The 18,244-nt window shown below is 50.9% G+C and carries 16 protein-coding genes and 1 tRNA gene; 16 read left to right on the plus strand and 1 reads right to left on the minus strand.

Going from position 1 to position 18,244, the window contains the following annotated elements:
* The 16 genes from asnB to PSm6_RS18685 all read left to right on the plus strand — a co-directional run bounded on the left by asnB (position 1) and on the right by PSm6_RS18685 (position 17,618).
* Positions 1–1,755, plus strand: coding sequence for an asparagine synthase (glutamine-hydrolyzing) (asnB, locus tag PSm6_RS18605; RefSeq protein ID WP_265167935.1), 1,755 nt, complete (start codon positions 1–3; stop codon positions 1,753–1,755).
* Positions 1,756–1,799: 44 nt separating this feature from the next.
* The gene (locus tag PSm6_RS18610) at positions 1,800–2,789 is read left to right on the plus strand and encodes a hypothetical protein (protein WP_265167936.1); all 990 of its coding nucleotides are present in this window, start codon (positions 1,800–1,802) and stop codon (positions 2,787–2,789) included.
* A complete protein-coding gene (locus tag PSm6_RS18615) occupies positions 2,786–3,997 on the plus strand; it encodes a CDP-glycerol glycerophosphotransferase family protein (protein WP_265167937.1) in 1,212 nt (403 codons plus the stop codon). The genes PSm6_RS18610 and PSm6_RS18615 overlap by 4 nt, the downstream gene beginning before the upstream one ends.
* A gap of 259 nt (positions 3,998–4,256) precedes the next feature.
* Entirely contained in the window at positions 4,257–5,585 is a 1,329-nt protein-coding gene (locus tag PSm6_RS18620) for an N-acetyl sugar amidotransferase (RefSeq protein WP_265167938.1), read from the plus strand.
* Positions 5,586–5,601: 16 nt separating this feature from the next.
* The gene (gene hisF, locus PSm6_RS18625) at positions 5,602–6,375 is read left to right on the plus strand and encodes an imidazole glycerol phosphate synthase subunit HisF (protein ID WP_081711520.1); all 774 of its coding nucleotides are present in this window, start codon (positions 5,602–5,604) and stop codon (positions 6,373–6,375) included.
* Positions 6,365–7,012 (plus strand): imidazole glycerol phosphate synthase subunit HisH, encoded by a 648-nt coding sequence (gene hisH, locus PSm6_RS18630; RefSeq protein WP_265167939.1) that lies wholly within the window; start codon positions 6,365–6,367, stop codon positions 7,010–7,012. Before hisF ends, hisH begins: the two co-directional genes overlap by 11 nt.
* Positions 7,013–7,081: 69 nt before the next feature.
* On the plus strand, positions 7,082–8,071 hold the full coding sequence (locus tag PSm6_RS18635; protein WP_265167940.1) for a Gfo/Idh/MocA family protein: 990 nt from the start codon (positions 7,082–7,084) through the stop codon (positions 8,069–8,071).
* Entirely contained in the window at positions 8,068–8,769 is a 702-nt protein-coding gene (locus tag PSm6_RS18640) for an acylneuraminate cytidylyltransferase family protein (RefSeq protein WP_265167941.1), read from the plus strand. Before PSm6_RS18635 ends, PSm6_RS18640 begins: the two co-directional genes overlap by 4 nt.
* On the plus strand, positions 8,762–9,550 hold the full coding sequence (locus PSm6_RS18645; protein WP_081711516.1) for an SDR family oxidoreductase: 789 nt from the start codon (positions 8,762–8,764) through the stop codon (positions 9,548–9,550). Before PSm6_RS18640 ends, PSm6_RS18645 begins: the two co-directional genes overlap by 8 nt.
* Positions 9,551–9,552: 2 nt before the next feature.
* Positions 9,553–10,587: an N-acetylneuraminate synthase gene (gene neuB, locus PSm6_RS18650; RefSeq protein ID WP_081711515.1), complete on the plus strand. Its 1,035-nt coding sequence runs from the start codon at positions 9,553–9,555 to the stop codon at positions 10,585–10,587.
* The gene (gene neuC / locus PSm6_RS18655; protein WP_201769955.1) at positions 10,569–11,714 is read left to right on the plus strand and encodes a UDP-N-acetylglucosamine 2-epimerase; all 1,146 of its coding nucleotides are present in this window, start codon (positions 10,569–10,571) and stop codon (positions 11,712–11,714) included. The genes neuB and neuC overlap by 19 nt, the downstream gene beginning before the upstream one ends.
* A complete protein-coding gene (locus PSm6_RS18660; protein WP_265167942.1) occupies positions 11,704–12,315 on the plus strand; it encodes an acetyltransferase in 612 nt (203 codons plus the stop codon). The genes neuC and PSm6_RS18660 overlap by 11 nt, the downstream gene beginning before the upstream one ends.
* Positions 12,315–13,790: an aminotransferase class I/II-fold pyridoxal phosphate-dependent enzyme gene (locus tag PSm6_RS18670; protein ID WP_043243161.1), complete on the plus strand. Its 1,476-nt coding sequence runs from the start codon at positions 12,315–12,317 to the stop codon at positions 13,788–13,790. The genes PSm6_RS18660 and PSm6_RS18670 overlap by 1 nt, the downstream gene beginning before the upstream one ends.
* Before the next feature lie 425 nt (positions 13,791–14,215).
* Entirely contained in the window at positions 14,216–16,186 is a 1,971-nt protein-coding gene (locus tag PSm6_RS18675) for a polysaccharide biosynthesis protein (RefSeq protein ID WP_265170543.1), read from the plus strand.
* Positions 16,187–16,449: 263 nt separating this feature from the next.
* On the plus strand, positions 16,450–16,758 hold the full coding sequence (locus tag PSm6_RS18680) for a hypothetical protein (protein ID WP_265167943.1): 309 nt from the start codon (positions 16,450–16,452) through the stop codon (positions 16,756–16,758).
* 542 nt (positions 16,759–17,300) lie between these two features.
* Positions 17,301–17,618: a ComEA family DNA-binding protein gene (locus PSm6_RS18685; protein WP_043243157.1), complete on the plus strand. Its 318-nt coding sequence runs from the start codon at positions 17,301–17,303 to the stop codon at positions 17,616–17,618.
* A 542-nt stretch (positions 17,619–18,160) separates the two neighbouring features.
* Here the strand turns inward: PSm6_RS18685 and PSm6_RS18690 are convergent.
* Positions 18,161–18,236, minus strand: a tRNA-Asn gene (locus PSm6_RS18690).
* Positions 18,237–18,244 lie beyond the last annotated feature (8 nt).

Genomic DNA, 18,244 nt, shown 5'->3' on the forward strand with positions numbered 1-18,244 from the left:
ATGTGCGGCATTTTTGGCTATTTCCACCGGGGAGTGCGCTCCCTTTCCCCCGAGAAATTGAGCGCCATGGGAATGGCGATTCAGCATCGCGGGCCTGACGATCAGGGGATTTTCAGTGCCCCCGGCCTCGCGCTGGGCAATCAGCGACTTTCGATAATTGATCTTGCAGGCGGTCATCAGCCATTTGTTTCAGATGACGGGCAAATTGCCGTCGTGCAAAACGGAGAGATATTTAACCACGTTGAACTCGCCGTCGATTTGGCCCGGACGGGATACCCGTGCCGCACTCACTCGGATACGGAAGTGCTATTGCGCTTGTATGAGCGTGAAGGCATTTCTTTTGTCAGCAAGCTAAATGGAATGTTTGCCATTGCCATTTATGATGCCCGTGAGCAGTCCGTCTATTTAGTCAGGGATCGGATTGGCGTTAAACCTCTTTATGTGCACGACGACGGACTTCAGCTGACTTTTGGTTCCGAAATAAAGTCACTGCTCCGTGCTGGGATGCCTCATCCTGCAATGAATGAGGAGGCCTTGCATCATTACTTGACCTTTAACTATGTACCTGCCCCGCTCACTCTATATCAGGGTGTTCATCATCTCATGCCGGGACATGTGATGAAGATTACCCGGGCGGGCAGCTCGGTATCACGCTGGTGGGACTTGGCTTCCGTCGAGCCGGTACATGGCCGATCCGAAGCTGATTGGATAGAAGAGTTCAACTACATCCTCGATGATGCAGTACGGCTTCGCTTGAGAAGCGATGTTCCGTTTGGCGCTTTTTTGTCGGGTGGGGTGGATTCCAGCACTGTCGTAGGTTTAATGGCCCGGCATATGAGTGAGCCGGTCAAGACATTCTGTATTGGCTTTGATGATCCCCGCTACGATGAGTCGATATTCGCCCAAGAGGCGGCCAGTCGATTTGGCACTCAGCACATTATGGAGCGTGTCGCGCCTGACATGCTCGAGCTCTGGCCCATGGCGACTTATCACTGTGATCAACCCCATGGCGATGTGTCGTTTCTTCCTACCTATCGCGTTTCTGCGCTAGCAGCTAAACATGTAAAGGTCGTGCTAACAGGTGATGGCGGCGACGAGTTGTTTGCCGGTTATGACAAGCACAAGGATTTCTTCTCCAATCCTGATATTAGGGCACTTACAGATAGCGAGTTTCAGCGTCGTTATTTTGATAGTATTTCCTTGTTTACCGATCATGGCAAGTCTGCACTTTACAAGCCAGACATGGCTGCCCGTCTGCGTGGCATTGAGTCCTTCGATATTGCTGCTCCCTATTTTCAAGCAGTTTCTCATCAGGACAGGATTAATCAGGCTCTATTCCTGGATATGCAATTGCTGCTCAGTGGCAATAATCTAGTAAAACCTGATCGAATGGGGATGGCTGTTTCTCTTGAAGCGCGTACTCCGTTTCTCGACTACCGGATGATGGAATTTGCCTTTCGTATGCCGGGTGAATTAAAGCTCAAGGATGGTGTGACCAAATACATCTACAAGAAGGCCGTGGCGCCACTTATTGGTGAGCATCTCGCTTATCGAAAAAAGCAGATGTTTACAGTCCCTGTAGGTGAGTGGTTCAAAACGACCAAGAAAGAATACTGCCTGTCCAATCTCCCCAAAGATTCTTTCTCCAATGATGAATTAAATACTATTTGTGAAGAGCATTTTTCGAGTAAGCGAAACCGGACTAGAGAGTTGCGCGCTCTCATCGCGCTAAAGCACTGGGCAGACATGGTCTGATTTTTAGAGGGCTTGACGGTGCTGGTTAGATAAAAGAGAGATCTATGCAGGAATCAATCAATAAGGTTTTTTTTAAAATCCTGTTTTGTTTTTCTCTCTTCGTATGTTGGGTTCAAGTGTCCCTGAGTGGTAAGGGATTTTTGCAGGTGGCAGGGGAGGGGGAGGCGATTGATGGGTATACGTCACAAGTTCTCTATGTGCGCGAAATTCTCGATCTCGGAGGTAATATTCTTGATCAGCCTCCACTTATCTGGATCCACTTGATACGGTCCGGTTTGTTTTATTATTTTGATTTCTTGAGTTATATAGGTGGAGCGTGGCTGGTGGCATTCGGCGTTGCGCTGTTCTTCATTCCCATCATGCGGCTCTTTGTCCATGCGAGATTTTCATATCTTTCTATCTTGCTGCCTGTCTTGATTGCATTGGTTAGCTACCGTGCTGTGTTTGTTGCTTTGTCTGTTGGTTATATTTTTTTGTACTTTCTCTGTTCTAGGCGGGCGATTTATCTAATATGCTCTTTTGTGTTCTTGAATCTAAGCTCCGCGTCTGTGTTGATCGGTATCCTGGTGGTGTGTATCTATGCTTTTAGGTTTTCGGCGTGGAACTGGCGCTTAGGTGCATTTCTTATAAGTCTGATCCTCTCCTTTGTGGTCTCATTGCAGGACAAAATAGTTGGCTTCATGTCGGCCAGTATTGGCTATCAGCCCACCGTGTCTATAGGTGGGGGTGGGCTTTTGGGAGTGCTGACTAGGAATACTATTTTTACCTCGTTCTATGAGGGCGACTACATCAGAGGTGGGGTATATCTTGCGTTTTTATTTGCGGCGCTCTTGATTATACTCTTGTCTCTATGTGTTCGAGAGTTTAGAGGGTATGGCTTGTTGTTTTTTGCGGGCCTTCCGGCTTTCTTTCTTGAGGGGCTAGGTGTTGTTGCTTTGATTGTTCCTCTATTCATGTTTATCTGTCAGGTTCCACTTGCGGTAAGGGCAGAATGTTATCCGCCAACTCGGGCATGGTACAAGGAAAGGGTATGAGTAGCATTCAGGATAAGATTCTATTTGTCTGCTACGGTGGTGGGCATTCCGCTGCGTTGCTGCCTGTAATAAAGCGCCTTAGAGATCGGGAGGTGGATGTTGCCGTCCTTGGGTTGACAACAGCAAAGCAGGCTATAGAGCGCGCGGGAATCAGTACATTAGATTTTAGTGCTCTTATTGGAAGGGTACGACCCTATAGGCGTGCTCCCTATGTCGGTTCAATACTGGCCAAGGCTCACGCTTCTCATCCCCTGGTTAGCCCCCGGGATACGGCTGCCTACCTAGGTGTCGGATTTCATGCGATGGTGAGAGAGTACGGCTTGGTAAAAGCCAAAGAAATGTACGCCCTCTCCGGCAGGCAGATATTCCTCCCCACTGATTTCTTTATTGAGCTTTTTAAAAAGGAGCGACCAAGGCTGGTTGTTTCCACCAACTCTCCAAGGTCAGAGCGTGCGGCACTCGAGGCTGCACGCGAACTGGGTATTCCCTCCGTTTGCTTGGTCGATCTGTATGCATACTATGAAATTGAATGGTGTGCGTCAGATCGCTACGCAAGTAAGGTCTGCGTCTTGAACCAGCAGGTTTGCGAGCGCTTCGAGAGAGCGGGTTTGCATTTGTCTCGAATCAGCGTCACGGGTAATCCGGCATTTGATCGATTGGCTCACATTGACCGCTCTCAGTGTAGGCGTATGTTCCGTCATCGATTAGGCATTGAGGAATCTCAATCGCTAGTTGTATGGATCTCGCAGCCAGAACCAAGTCGGCATCCTTTTTCTGGCGTCCTTGGTGACGAAAACTATCCTGTTAATGTCGAAAAATACCTCTTTGAGGCATTTGGCGATGATCCTGATGTGCACCTGATCATGCGCTTGCATCCCAGTGAGTCTCGCCCCCCGTCAATTGTGGCAGATCGTGTTCATTACAGTGATTCATCTGAGGCGCTGGACCATTTGCTCTGCGCCGCGGACTGTATTGTCACCGCAAGCTCGACTGTCGGGCTGGAGGCAGCTTACCTAGGCCTGCCAGTCATCCAGTGCATGGATTCTATTTTTTCTCACGATTTACCGCTTGCAGAGCTTGGCGTAGCCAGAGCGGTAGAGACTCATAGAGATCTGGGGGGGCAATTCGCGACGTTCTCGACCGTCCTCTTGAGCTTCAGCGGCCTCACCTTTTTGACGGAGGTGCTGCTGCGAGAGTGGAGGCGGTGATTCTGGAACTGCTGGAAGGCGGAGTGTGAGCTTCAGGGCCTGCATGGGTGCCGCGCGATGCGTTTCCTGAATAAATCTTGTAATATGCTGAAGGTCAAGTGTCGCGCTGATACTGGAAGGCTTCAGTTTAAAGGGCACCCTATTTTATTGCGTCATGGCAATTGAAGGTAGAGTGCTGATGATACGGGTATTGGTTAGTTGTAGTGTGTTGACTAGCTGATAGAGCGTTAAAATATTTATTGATGGATAGTGGTTTCTTATGAACAAAATTCCGTACCCTTCGAAAATTGATAAGGCTGCATTTTCAGTTTCGGCAGATACTTCCGAAGCTAAATATGGCTTGCCTAGCGAAGTGCAGTATTGCGTGCGCTGTGTCATTTCCAATCAGCGACCAAACTCGGCAGTTGAATACTCCCACACTAAGGCAACCAAAAAGAAGACCATTCACTTCGATGAGCACGGCGTGTGTGATGCCTGCCGGTTCGCGGAGAGAAAGCATGCCAGTATCAACTGGGATGATCGCGAGCGTCAGTTGCGTGAGTTGTGCGACCAGCACCGTAGTAAGGACGGTAGCTACGACTGTATTGTTCCCGGCTCTGGTGGTAAAGATAGCTTTTACGCATCCCATATATTGAGAACCAAGTATGGTATGCACCCGCTAACTGTGACCTGGGCACCACACGTATACACAGAGTGGGGGTGGCGTAATTTCCAAAGTTGGATTCATGCAGGCCATGACAACCTCCTGATGACACCCAATGGTCGAGTGCATCGCCTATTAACTCGCCTCGCGGTAGATAATCTCTTTCATCCTTTCCAAGCTTTTATGTTTGGGCAAAAGGCACTTGCGCCCAAAATGGCGCTTCTGCATAAAATACCATTGGTTTTTTTTGGTGAAAACGAAGCTGAATATGGTAATCCAATTGGGGATACTGAATCGGCCAAACGAGATTGGTCATATTTTACTTCCGACGATCAGTCGAAGGTCAGTCTAGGTGGCGTGTCTGTACCTGATTTAAAGAAATTCTTCGATGTAGAGCAGCAAGACCTGCTGCCTTATCTGCCCGCTGATCCGCACCAGATTGAAGAGCAGAAGGTCGAAGTCCATTATCTGGGCTATTACTTGAAATGGCATCCGCAGAGTTGCTATTACTATGCCGTTGAGCATGGCGGTTTTGAGGCTTCACCAGAAAGAACGCCAGGCACTTACAGTAAGTACAATAGCATTGATGACAGGATTGATGACTTCCACTACTACACGACAGGCGTGAAGTTTGGCCTGGGTCGAGCCAGTTACGATGCTGCGCAGGAAATTCGATCGGGCGACATCACTCGCGAGGAAGGGGCAGCGCTTGTAAAACGATTTGATCATGAGTTTCCGGAGCGGTTTGCTGAGGAGATTTTCCGCTACCTGAGTATCACGCCTGAAGAGTTCCCTCGTGCTAGCCAGATGTTTGAAGAGCCTATTATGTCGCGCGAATACTTCACTACCTTGGCTGACACTTTCCGCAGTCCACATCTTTGGGCGTGGGACAATGGTGAGTGGAAGCTGCGTCATGCGGTATGGCACGAACAGCACAAGAAGTAATGGGCTGGACTTTTAAATGAGCAATTTGCGATTAATACCGCGCTTAGATATCAAGGGGCCCAATCTCATCAAGGGCATTCATCTTGAGGGGTTGCGTGTTGTTGGTGACCCTCAGGAATATGCAGTCCGCTATGCCGAGGCGGGCGCTGATGAGTTGCTTTATGTTGACATCGTTGCGAGCCTCTATGGTCGAAATAATCTAAGCGATATCATTCGCCGTGCTGCTGATAGGGTATTTGTCCCTATTACCGTGGCGGGTGGGATACGCAGTATTGATGATGCGAGACACATCTTGCGTTCTGGGGCGGATAAAGTTGCCATAAATACGGCCGCAGTATTGAGGCCGGAGCTGATTCGTGAGGTTTCAAGGCGTTTTGGCTCTCAGGCGATGGTTTTGTCTATCGAGGCAAAAGAGCAAGCGCCAGGTAAGTGGGAAGCCTACACAGATAATGGTAGGGAGCGCACAGGGCTGGATGTTGTCGAGTGGGCTGTAAGAGGTGTCGAGTTAGGTGCTGGTGAGGTGCTCGTCACCTCAGTGGACCGAGAGGGCACTCGGAAAGGCTTTGACATTGACTTGATTCGCCAGATAAGTGAAGCGGTTTCGGTACCTGTTATCGCTAGCGGTGGTATGGGTAAAGTCGAGCATATGGTGGATGCGGCCAAGTTAGGTAAGGCAGATGCCATCGCAATGGCTGATGTATTGCACTATAACCGACTGACTATTGATGACATTCGTAGTGCGGCACTAGCGGCTGATTTGCCTGTCAGGAAGGTGACCTTTGGTAAATAGAAATATCACGTTACTTGACTACGGTATGGCGAATTTACTGAATGTCGCCAGGGCATTTGAATATTGCGGCGCTACTGTTCGCACTATTGAGGATCCTAAAGACGTTGTTTCTGCGGATCGTCTCGTAGTGCCAGGTGTTGGGGCTTTTGCAGATGTAATTAGAGAGCTCGCGGAACGCGGGCTCGATGAAGCCATTCGCCGATTCTCGGAAACCGAGAGACCACTGTTCGGCATCTGCGTTGGAATGCAGATGCTTTTCGATGGGAGTGAGGAATTTGGTGACCACAATGGCCTGGGGATACTTCCAGGCCAAGTAAAAGCGGTGCCGGCCAAGACAGTTGAGGGCGATGCGCAGCGTGTACCTCATATTGGCTGGAATCATCTTGTGCTTCCGCATTCCCAGCCTTCATGGGCAGGAACGCCTCTGGATGGGTGGGAGAATGAACAGCCTGCATTTTATTTCGTGCATTCATACTCCGCCCACCCCGACCGTGATGAAGATAAGCTGGCCGAGTGCATGTACGGTGGGCATCGGATATGCGCGGCGGTTCGTCGCAATAACATTTTTGCAACTCAATTTCATCCGGAGCGCAGTGGTACTGCCGGACTTGAATTGATTAAGAAATTCTTAGGCTAGGGGAAATCTGGTCCCTTGTTGTCTGCATAAACGACGCCGTGAAGATGGTGGCTTTTCAGGATCCTGCGAATGCGAGTTTTAGTAATCGGTACCGGATCAATTGGCAGAAGGCATATGCGAACCATCCAAGCGCTTCGTCCAGACGTGCGCTTCGATGTTTTGCGAGAGCGACCTCCGAGATCGAACTTGGTTGAAGAGGGCGTTTTTTTTACAGTGTCTTCTAGCCTGACTGAGGCCATTAGTAAGCGACCTCAGTTGATGGTAATCGCCAATCCCAGTGCTTTGCACTTGCCGTTATTGGAGGTCGCTATCGGAGAAGGCATCCCTTTTTACGCTGAAAAGCCTGTTGTGTCTTCGGCTGAAGACTTGGACGCACTCAAGAGTTGCATTGGTGAGCATGAAATACTGCCGCCGAACATCGTCGGTTGTAATCTTCGATTTCTGCCTTCTCTACAAGCGCTTAGGAAACTGGTTGAGAGTGGTGACTTAGGGAACATTGTTCACGCTAGCTTCGAGGCTGGACAATGGCTGCCAGACTGGCGGCCCGACATTGACTACAGGACCTCTTACAGTGCGAGAAGAAGCTTAGGTGGAGGAGTTGCTCTAGATCTTATTCATGAGCTTGATTCTGCGCGCTGGATGCTGGGTGAGTTGTACGACATACAAGCCATTTTCGCGAAAGCTTCAGCGCTTGAGATCGATGTTGAAGACTCAGCTTCTTTTTTGATGAAGTCTCGCTTGGGTGCGCTCGTCTCTGTACATGTCAATTATGTAAGTCGCTCGCCATTTAGGCGTTATCGAATCGTTGGTGACCAAGGCACCGCTGAGTGGGACTTGCCCAGTCGAACGCTTAGTGTAACAACGCACAAGGGATCCACTGCAGTACCGCTGGGGCCAGATGCATTCGATATTTCTCAGACCTATGTAGCAGCGATGTCCGAGCTTCTGCAGGCAATTGATGAGCAAGCTGTGACATCGCAAGGTATTGAAGATGGTATTTCGGCTTTGGAGCTGATTTTTTGCTCTAATTCAACTCGTTTATCACGGTATGGCGTATGAAAACTATCGCTACCATTTGTGCTCGAGGCGGCTCTGTGGGGGTGCCGAGAAAGAATATTTCACTTCTCAAAGGCAAGCCGCTTATCGTTTACACCATTGAACAGGCGCTATCGGTACACCAAATCGAATCTGTTTATGTGTCAACAGACTGCCCTGAAATTGCCGAAGTAGCCCGTGCTTATGGGGCAATTGTCCCATTTCTCCGCCCAGCCGAGCTGGCGACAAGTACCGCCGCTAAAATTCCTGTAATTCAACATCTATGCGATTGGGTTCTCGAAAATGTCGGGCCGTTTGATCGCATTGTTGACCTCGATCCTACTTCTCCTTTAAGGCTTATTTCTGATATCGAGGCTTGCATAAGCCTGTTGGATAATAAAACCGACGCGGTCATAACGGCATTCGAGTCGGAGAAGAATCCATATTTCAATATGGTGGAGTACAAAGAATCAGGACTTTTAGGGCTGGTTTGCGATACCGCGGGTGGAGTCGTTGCTCGTCAGTTAGCACCTTCAGTTTATTCGATGAATGCCTCTATTTACGTTTGGCATCGTGAGACGCTCGCCAAGGGGCTTTGGAATGGAGCGCTTAAGCTTCATGTGATGCCGAGGGAGCGATCAATCGATATTGATAGTCCGCTGGATTTCAAGATAGTCGAGATGCTTCTGTCTGCACGTGATGCGGAGGTGAATAATGGATAGATTCTCCCTTGACGGGAAAGTTATTGTCGTAACCGGTGCGGCAGGCATACTTGGTAGCAGGTTTTGCGATGCGTTGCTTGAGTATGGCGCCCAGGTGATTGGGCTTGACTCCAATAGTCAAGCATTGACAGAACTTACGAAGCGGCAACTGTCGACACGCCTGACTACTTACTGCGTTGATATTAGAGACAGAGAAGCGCTGCGCTTGGTCCATGATGCAGTGTTTGAGCAGTTTGGTCGTATAGATGGACTGCTCAATAATGCTGCGACTAAAAGTGAGAATTTCTTCGAGCCGTTTGAGACGTTCCCACTGGAGGATTGGGATCATGTCATGTCCGTTAATCTAAAGGGCGCGTTCGTTTGCTGTCAGGAGTTCGGAGGCCGCATGGCGCTCCAGGGCTATGGCAGTATCGTCAATGTTCTTTCTATATACGGTATTGTTGCGCCTGATCAGCGAATATACGAAGGTTCTGAATATCTAGGGCGAGCGATCAATACTCCTGCGGTCTATAGTGCGAGCAAGGCGGGTTTATGGGGGCTGACCAGTTATTTATCCTCCTACTGGGGGAGTCGCCACGTTCGCGTCAATGCGCTTACACCAGGCGGTATTCAAAGCGGGCAGAATCAAGTCTTCGTTGATCGTTATTCCCAGCGGGTTCCATTCGGCTGTATGGGGCAAGCAGATGATTTGGTTGGCGCTCTTATTTATCTGCTCTCAGATGCGGCTGGGTATGTGACAGGGCAAAATATAGTGGTTGACGGCGGTTTAACGGTCTGGTGAGCATGAATAGTACGTTCGTTATCGCTGAGGCTGGTGTCAATCATAATGGTTCGCCAGAATTGGCTATTAAGCTTGTTGAGACCGCTGCCCGCTGCGGTGCTGATGCGGTAAAATTTCAAACTTTTACTGCTGAAAAGCTTGTTCGACGTGGCGCAGAGAAAGCGGCTTATCAAAAGAGCGCTACGGGCGAAGGTGACCAGTTTGACATGCTCAAACAGTTGGAGATGTCTCCAGAGTTACACGATGCTCTGATCTTGCGTTGCTCGGAACTCGGGATCGAATTCATGTCGACCCCTTTTGATGAAGAGGCTGCTGATTTCTTGCTTGCTTCCGGCATGCGGCGAATCAAGATACCTTCTGGTGAAATAACCAATTGGCCCTTTCTGCGCTTTTTGGCAAAAAAGAATGTTCCCCTGATTCTTTCAACTGGAATGGCATCTCTTGATGAGGTTGTGGAAGCTGTAGCGGTGATTGCAGAGGCTCGGACGAGTGCTGGCCTGACGGAGGCGCTGTCCAGTGTCTTGTGCGTTCTGCATTGCACCTCCAATTATCCAGCGCTTGCGCGGGATGTGAACCTTCGGGCAATGAATACGATCGCCGAGGCAACTGGTCTGCCGGTCGGTTACTCGGACCATACGCTGGGGTTGGCGGTTTCAACCGCAGCGGTAGCGCTTGGCGCTACAGTAATCGAGAAGCATTTTACATTGGATAAATCGCTGCCTGGTCCAGACCATCAAGCTTCGCTTGATCCTGATGAGCTTGCACAGCTGGTGGCGCAGGTTCGTGTGGCCGAGCAGGCTTTGGGTTCTAGCATCAAAGCCCCAGCAGCATCTGAACTACCTGTTCGAGCATTGGTACGACGCAGCGTTTCATTGGCGCGCGATGTTAAGGCTGGGGAGACTTTGAGCGCTCAGGATTTATGCCTGTTGCGCCCAGGTAACGGAATCCCGCCTGCTGCCCTGGATCAGGTAATAGGCCAAACCCTTGGTGAGTCCATGGTTAGCGGAACGACTCTCCAATGGGAAATGCTAAGCTAATGCGCCGTATCCTATATGTCACTGGAACCCGTGCTGACTTTGGTCTCATGCGTTCTTCCTTGCTCATGATTCATGGCCGTCCAGGTTTGGAGCTTGGAATCCTGGCGACGGGTATGCATCTGGACTCGCAGTACGGGGATACTATCCGTGAAGTCGAGTCCTGCGGTATTTCGATAGTTGCCCGTGTGCCTGTAGAGCTTCGTTCCGATAGCGGTTCCGCCATGGCAAAGGCCATTGGCGTGGAAATCCTTGGGATGGTCGAGGCGTTCGAGCAGTGGAGACCCGATGTGGTGATGCTGCTGGGCGACCGAGGTGAGATGCTGGCGGGAGCAATTGCCGCACTTCATCTGAATATCCCAATTGTTCATATTCACGGAGGAGAGCGCTCGGGTACTGTCGATGAGCCTATACGCCACGCTATATCTAAGCTCGCACATTACCACTTCACTGCGACAGTTGATGCGCGTGAGCGACTGGTTCGGATGGGGGAGCGAGAAGAGAATATTTTCGTTACAGGGGCGCCCGGGCTCGACGGTCTTGTTGATATTCAGCCACCTGTGCGTGATGAGATAGCGCTGGGGTATGGATTTGATCCCTTGCGCCCTATTGCGTTGGTTATCTTTCACCCGGTTGTGCAGCACGCAGAGCTTGCTGATCGGCAGATGCGAACGTTGCTCGAAGGCATTCGGCGGGTGGACGGCCTTCAGGCACTGGTGCTGATGCCCAACGCGGATGCTGGTGGGGAAGCGATTCGTGCGGTCTTGGCAGATCCATACCTCAGTGTGCGAGTGGTCAATCATTTGCAGCGAGACGACTTCTGTCGTTGGATGTCGGTTGTTGACGTAATGGTGGGGAACTCCAGTAGCGGTATCATCGAGGCAGCCAGTTTTCATACTCCAGTGGTAAATGTCGGTAATCGTCAATTAGGGCGGGAGCGAAGTGATAACGTGGTGGATGTCGAGGTCGATGTAACCGCAATACAATGCGCGCTGGTCCAAGTCTTGGCCAAAGGGAGGGTCGCCGTAAGAAATGTCTATGGGGATGGCGCTGCCGGTCTGCGTATTACTGAACTGCTCGAAAGACTTCCCTTGAACCGCGACTTGTTGCTCAAGTGCAATGCATACTGAGCACTTTATTCTTGGCGCCGGCGGGCATGGCAAAGTCGTGCTGGATGCCTATGTTCGGAACGGGCGTACTGTCCGTTTGTTCGATAATAATTCTTCTCGAGTGGGTGAGATACTGCTCGGTCATGCAATTGAGTTGCAGCCTGTTCTGACTGGCTCTTCGTTCTATGGTCATTTAGCCATTGGGGAAAATTTAACTCGGCGACGACTGCTGGCGACGTTTGATAATCAAGTCTTAGGTTGGTTTACTGTTATACATCCCCACTCAAGCGTTGCAGTAAGCGCCCAAGTGGCCGATGGCTGTTTCGTTGCTGCGTATGCTGTTATTGGGCCAGATGCAATTGTTGGTCGATCTACAATTATCAACCATGGTGCAATAGTTGATCATGATTGCAGGGTTGGTGAATGTTGCCATATCGCTCCGAATTCCACATTGGGTGGGGGCGTTACGCTTGGCAATGAAGTTCTCATAGGCAGTGGGGCAGTAATCTTGCCTGGTATCTGCATTGGAGATGGCGTGCGTGTTGGTGCCGGGGCGGTGGTTACACGCAACGCACCTGCAGGCGCTGTTTTGGTTGGTGTTCCTGCTAGGATTTCTTTGTGATGATTGAGTTACAGCGCGTCATTATTCACCAAGGGCTTTCTTTGAGGGAGCTGCTTGCTCGCATGGATCAGGGCGGTGCAGAAATTCTGCTATTGGTAGATGGAAGTGGCCGCTTGGTTCGGACCATTACCGATGGTGATCTTCGCCGCTTGTTACTGGCTGGTACCGCATTGGAGGAGGTGCAGTTCGAGCTTCCAGAGAAGACGCCGATTACGGTGCAAGATGGAACGGACCGAGAGCTGGCTCTCGATCTGATGAAGCAAAATGATGTCAATCATATCCCCGTGCTTGATGACTTCGGGCGTCCAATAGAGCTGCTGCGTGCTCGAGACCTTGAGTCGCCTATTCTTTTGTCGACGCCGCATATGGGGGATCAGGAACTCTCCTTCATCAACCAGGCTTTCGATACTAACTGGATTGCTCCTCTTGGCCCCAACGTCGATGCTTTCGAACGAGAGCTGGCGGAGAAAGTTGGCGTTGGCCATGCGGCGGCGTTGAGTTCGGGCACCGCCGCTATTCACCTCGCACTCATCCTTCTGGGGGTTAATGAAGGGGATAGTGTGTTCTGTTCCAGTCTGACGTTTGTCGCCAGTGCCAATCCTATTCTCTATCAGAAGGCTGTCCCGGTATTCATCGACTCCGAGCCTGAAACCTGGAATATGTCACCTGCAGCATTGCAGCGTGGCCTTGAGCAGGCTGCTCGGGATGGACGTCTTCCAAAGGCTGTGATTGTCGTCAATCTGTATGGGCAGAGCTCGGATTTCGATCCTATCGTCGCGATTTGTGACAAGTTCAATGTCCCGCTGATCGAGGATGCTGCTGAGTCTCTAGGTGCCAGTTACAAAGGCAGAGCCAGTGGTACTTTCGGTAAGCTCGGTATCTATTCGTTCAATGGCAACAAGATCATCACTACCTCCGGAGGGGGGATGTTAGTGTCGGATGATCGAGCCTTGATTGAGAGAGCCCGCTTCTTTGCGACGCAAGCTAGAGATCCAGCACCGTGGTATCAGCACACGAGTGCCGGTTTCAATTACCGTATGAGTAATGTCCTGGCTGGTATAGGTCGTGGGCAGTTGCGCGTTCTGGAGGAGCGAGTTGGCCAGCGACGTGCGGTGTTCGAACGATATCGCGACAGTGGCATCGGTGGAGAGAGCTTTCAGTGGATGCCTGAGGCCTCCTTTGGCCGCTCGACAAGATGGCTTAGTTGCGGCGTTTTTGACTCTGAAGGCCGTGTTGATGTTCAGCGCTTTATCGAGCGACTGGCGGAGCATCGTATTGAGGCACGAAGGATATGGAAGCCGCTACACCTGCAGCCGCTTTTCGAAGGGTGTGCTTATTTTCCTCATGATGAGGATTATTCCGTCAGCGATCATATTTTCGCTCATGGCATCTGCCTGCCCTCCGGGTCCAATATGACAGAGCGGGAGCAGGATCGTGTGATAGATACCGCTAAGAAGATTTTTGCAGAGTTTTGATGGGATGAGGGGAGAGGACTGTGTTCCTCTCTGAGAGATATTGCTTCTGCCTGTGGGAAGTGGAGGGTGGCTGCTTGGTGGCGTGTCATGTTTAGCTGCCCGCGTCCACCCGCCTCAGGCCGTTATGCGGCAAGACCTCGAGATCAAATGATGCGTTTGGGAGCGGAGTATCCTTAGCCATCAAGCCACAGGTTGCGTCATGCACGAAAGTGCGAGTGTCTGGCGCGACCTGGCACTTTACGAGAGTGGACAGTTCATTCGTTGTCGGTTGCGGACGGCACGATGGTATGGAAACGTGTGCGTAGTGGTCGATGAGATCGCTTCAGTTGCAGGACTTTGCTTGGGGCTGCCAACGCAGAACCAGGCTTTTTGAAGGATATGGTGCCGTTGTTGTGTTGAGACTAGCTGACAAACTCAGAGAACGCATGCTGCGCTTGCCGCGTCGTTACAAGCGATCAATCCAGATCTTCATGGACGTTGTGTTGCTGTGGGTCGCCTTGTGGTTGGCATTCGTAATACGCCTCGGGGACATGGACAATATCTTTCCATTCAGTGGGCACTTATGGTTGTTCTTGGCTGCACCATTGGTGTCCATACCGTTGTTCATTCGTTTTGGTATGTACCGAGTCGTCACACGCTATCTGGGGAATGACGCACTTGTCGCGATTGTTAAGGCTGTGAGCTTGTCTGCCTTGGTCTTGGCATTGGCGGTGTACTGGTATCGAGATGCTCCCGCAATGATTCCTCGATCCATGGTGCTGAATTATTGGTGGTTGAGCATCATGTTGATCGGTGGTTTGCGGGTATGCATGCGCCACTATTTCGTGGGCAACTGGTTCTCGCCTGAACAGCCGTCCAGATTCGGTGGGTTCGATAGCCGACTTTCTCGAGTAGCGATCTATGGAGCTGGAGCTGCCGGAAATCAATTGGCTGCAGCCCTCCGCATGGGGCGTGCCATGCGGCCTGTTGCGTTCATCGATGATGATCAGAATATCTGTAATCGTGTAATAGCAGGCCTGCGCGTGTACTCGCCTGGTCACATTCAGCAGATGATCGACGAAACGGGTGCGGTAGAAATTCTTTTGGCTGTGCCATCTGCAAGTCGTACACGCAGACGGCAAGTGCTGGAAACATTGGAGCAATATCCGCTGCATGTTCGAACCGTACCGGGCTTCATGGACTTGGCGAGTGGTCGTGTAAAGGTAGAGGATGTTCAGGAAGTGGACATCGCCGATCTTCTCGGGCGCGACGCGGTGCCGCCACAGCAAGAATTGTTCGAGCGTTGCATTCGAGGCCAAGTGGTCATGGTGACAGGGGCGGGTGGCTCCATCGGCTCGGAGTTGTGCCGGCAGATTCTTTCTACCGATGCAAAGATATTGCTGTTGTTCGAGCACAGTGAATTTAATCTATACAGCATTCATACGGAGTTGGAGCAACGTATACGCAGGGAGTCTCTCAGCGTGCGGTTGTTCCCTGTTCTTGGTTCAGTCCGTAATCAGGAGCGTCTGTATGAGTTGATGCGAGTGTGGGCGGTCAACACCGTTTACCATGCGGCAGCTTATAAACATGTGCCGATGGTGGAGCACAATATCGCCGAAGGAGTCATGAATAATGTGCTGGGGTCGTTGTATACGGCTCAGGCAGCGTTGCGCGCCGGTGTTGAGCACTTCGTTCTGATTTCCACTGACAAGGCAGTGCGCCCTACAAATGTCATGGGTAGCACAAAGCGTTTAGCTGAAATGGTTTTGCAGGCATTGAGTCAAGAAGTTGCGCCGGTATTGTTCGGTGATGAAGAGCAACTGCACCAAGAAAACAAGACACGATTCACCATGGTGCGCTTTGGCAATGTGCTGGGCTCTTCGGGCTCTGTCATTCCACGCTTTTACGATCAGATTCGTAAGGGCGGACCCGTGACAGTCACTCATCCGAATATAACTCGCTACTTCATGACTATTCCCGAGGCCGCACAACTGGTGATCCAGGCCGGCTCAATGGGCCAGGGTGGTGATGTATTCGTTCTGGATATGGGGCAGCCTGTGAAGATTGCCGAATTGGCCGAGAAGATGATTCATCTAACAGGGCTAAGTGTCTGCTCCGAGGCTAATCCCCACGGGGACATCTCAATCGAATTCACAGGCTTACGGCCTGGTGAGAAGCTTTATGAAGAGCTCTTGATCGGTGACAACGTAAGTCCTACTGACCATCCGATGATCATGCGCGCTAATGAAGAACATCTACCTTGGGAGGCTTTCAAGGAGGTTATTGTCAATCTGATCGAATCTGTCGAGCAGGATGATTATGATCGCGTACGCCAGTTATTGCGTGAGGCAGTTTCTGGTTATGCTCCAGAGGGTGAAATAGTTGACTGGATGCATTCGAAGCGCACGGTTAGCTAATTTATACTGAGTCTTTCCTATAGGGTTAGGTTCTCAGATTAATTGCTGGGTCTCATGTGATTACGGTCTGGTATGCCTTGATTGGCTTTTGCTGCTCTGGGTATGGTCGTTCAGAGCCAGTGATGGGCTGGTATTCGTTTGAAAGGGGCTGATTGAAGTATTTTTGGCTTTTCTTGTGTTTTTTCCTAGGCTTTTACTCTTTGAGTGAGTCTAAAAGCGGCCGATTGTTTTTGTTTTCGGGAGCACCGGCAAAGCATGACTCTATGATTATGACTGGTAGCGCTGTCATCCCTATCGAATACAATGAGCTTGAACCAGTCCTTTCGGATTCGCCTGCGGCGGAGACCGCCAGCCAAGTCAGGTATGTCTATAAAGTCGATCCATCTAAAATTCCATCTACAGCGACTCATGTATTGGTATTGGTCAAGATGAAGGCCTATATACCTATCGATGCGGGCAGTGGCGGAATGAACTATGCGCAGATTTTTGCGAGAGTTCCTGATAATAACCATTTTATTCATTGTGAGGCTTGGGGGGAGGCGTCGACTGGCAAGAAGAGCGCCGGCGTGTAACCTTCTCCAGTGTCTATCTCCCTATTGTCAACGGGGAGGTTACCGTTGATGTAGGGCGAGAAATAAGACTTCGTGGAACTGTTGAGTTCGCCGTTTATATGGAGGGTTACCTAGATGGTAAGTATGGGGCTCTTGATACCATGAAGGCGATTCTCAATGATTTGCGGAGCATGGCATCCGGTTTGTATTCAAGGTTGCTTGATAGAGGTGCTGGTCTGTTTAGTTAGTGCATCAACATAATGCGGCCGGTTACGGCTGGCCATGCTCGTCATGATGGTTTGCTCTTGGTCGCTCAATCTTCACTAAGACAAGCAGTGAGCTTTCGAGCTGATCTCATGCCCATATGTGGGCTTTCGAGCCGATGACTATGGATTGGTTCGTGAGGTCCTACAGGAAACTGTCAATATTTACCCTCTTGAATAGGAGGTTTTTGACTGAATCCATCAATGGCGTGGAATTGAACCGCCTCTCTCTAATGGCTAGTTTGGCTCGGCGGATCTAGGAGTACCGCCCTTTAAGCTAGTCACATGGAGATTTAAGTGATGATCCTCGTACGGATTCTGTCCCTGTTGTTCGTTTTTCTCGGCTTCGCCGGTTCTGCCATTGCTGCAGAGGTACCACCCAAGAGCGAGCCGGCAAAGGTTGCCGCCGAACAGGTTAGCAAGAAGATCGATATCAACAAGGCTGACGCTGTGGCACTGCAGGAGGTGATGATCGGAGTCGGTGAGCAGAAGGCCAAGGCGATAGTGGAATATCGTGAAGCCAATGGCGCTTTCTCATCAGTAGACGATTTATTGCAGGTCAAGGGGATTGGTGCCAAGACTCTTGAGGCTAACCGTGACAGGCTCAGTGTCGAATAAGCATTGAGAGTGAAACGAGGAAAGCCGGCTTGATAGCCGGCTTTTTTGTGCCTTGCTGATTGCTTGTTCGTTACCGCAACCGTAGGGCAAAGCCGAACGCGCTTCAGCGCGTCCCCGAAGGGGTGAGGGCCGAAGGTCCCGAATAACCGGGGACGAAGTCCCTGGTGAGAGTCCGGTGGCCTAAACGAAAAAGCCCCCGGCATGTGCCGAGGGCTTTGAATTTGTCTCCGCGACCTGGATTCGACGGCAAAGCCGAACGCGCTTCAGCGCGGCCCCGGAGGGGTGAGGGCCGAAGGTCCCGAATAACCGGGGACGAAGTCCCTGGTGAGAGTCCAGTGACCTAAACGAAAAAGCCCTCGGCATGTGCCGAGGGCTTTGAATTTGGCTCCGCGACCTGGACTCGACGGCGAAGCCGAACGCGCTTCAGCACGGCCCCGGAGGGGTGAGGGCCGAAGGTCCCGAATAACCGGGGACGGAGTCCCTGGTGAGAGTCCAGCAGCCTAAACGAAAAAGCCCCCGGCATGTGCCGAGGGCTTTGAATTTGGCTCCGCGACCTGGACTCGAACCAGGGACCCAATGATTAACAGTCATTTGCTCTACCGACTGAGCTATCGCGGAACAACGAC

This window comes from Pseudomonas solani (assembly GCF_026072635.1).
Taxonomy (GTDB): Bacteria; Pseudomonadota; Gammaproteobacteria; order Pseudomonadales; family Pseudomonadaceae; genus Metapseudomonas; species Metapseudomonas solani.